General features: G+C 72.4%; 1 protein-coding gene. It reads right to left on the bottom strand.

The genetic code is table 11. The features are described 5' to 3' along the window. Positions 1 to 154 precede the first annotated feature (154 nt). Positions 155 to 865 carry a gamma-glutamyl-gamma-aminobutyrate hydrolase family protein gene (locus tag ACWEBX_RS41460; protein ID WP_451889823.1) on the bottom strand — a complete coding sequence of 237 codons (711 nt, stop codon included), beginning with the start codon at positions 863 to 865 and terminating at the stop codon, positions 155 to 157. Positions 866 to 1020 lie beyond the last annotated feature (155 nt).

The raw sequence follows: 1020 nt of genomic DNA on the forward strand, positions 1-1020 counted from the left end.
AAGCGCCCCGAACCTTGGTGCGGCCCGGACCGCGGCATGTGAGAGACCGTGACGCAGGTGGCGATGGCCCCGCCGCAGCGGTCGCAGGGCGAAGAGTTGAGGGGTGCCCCCGGAGCCCCGCAGCCCGACAACCGGATGAACGTCCCTTTCCGGATCAGCGCCCCCCGTCGGCCGCACGGACCAGCGCATCGAACAGCGCCTGCTGGACGGAGTCCTCAGGGGCCGTGTCCTCCGGGTGCCACTGCACGGCCGTGAACCACCCTTCGGCTTCCGGGAGTTCGAGGCCCTCCACGGTCCCGTCCGCGGCACGCGCCGTGACCGTCAGGCCCGAGCCGAGGCGTTCGACCCGCTGGTGGTGGTAGCAGGACGCCTCCACCTTCTGTGCGCCGGTGGCACGCTCCAGCAGGGTTCCGCGCTCGACGGCCACCGGGTGCACGACGTGCCGGTGTTCGCGCTCGGCGCCGCCCATGTCCTGTTCCAGGGTGCCGCCGAGGGCCACGTTGACGACCTGGAGGCCGCGGCAGACGGCCAGCAGCGGAAGGCCCAGGTCCAGGGTCCGGCGGGCGACTTCGAGGTCGAAGGCGTCCTGGAGGTCGTCGACGTCGTAGACGCTGTCGTGGGTGTCGGCGGCTCCGTAGCGGTGGGGAGCGAGGTCACCGCCACCGGGGAGCAGGACGCCGTCGAACCGGGCGAGGCGCGCGGCCACGTCCGTGACGGCGGGGTCGGCCGGGTGGATGGTCGCCGGTTCGCCGCCGGCCCGCCACACCGCCTCGATCAGAGCACGGGCGTTGACCTCGGCGGCGTACCGAAGGGCGGAGGTGGTCGCGGAGAAGCGGGCAGGAACGGCGATCAGGGGGCGCGTCACAGCTGAATCCAGGTGGTCTTGAGTTCGGTGTACTTCTCCAGGGCGTGGGCGGACTTGTCGCGGCTGGAGCGCCGGGAACTCCGACGGGGAGCCGGGATGATCGAGGTTCTGGTCGTGGACGACGACGCGCGGGTCGCGCGCGTCAACGCCGCCTA

The sequence above is a fragment of the Streptomyces sp. NPDC005070 genome (assembly GCF_053600395.1).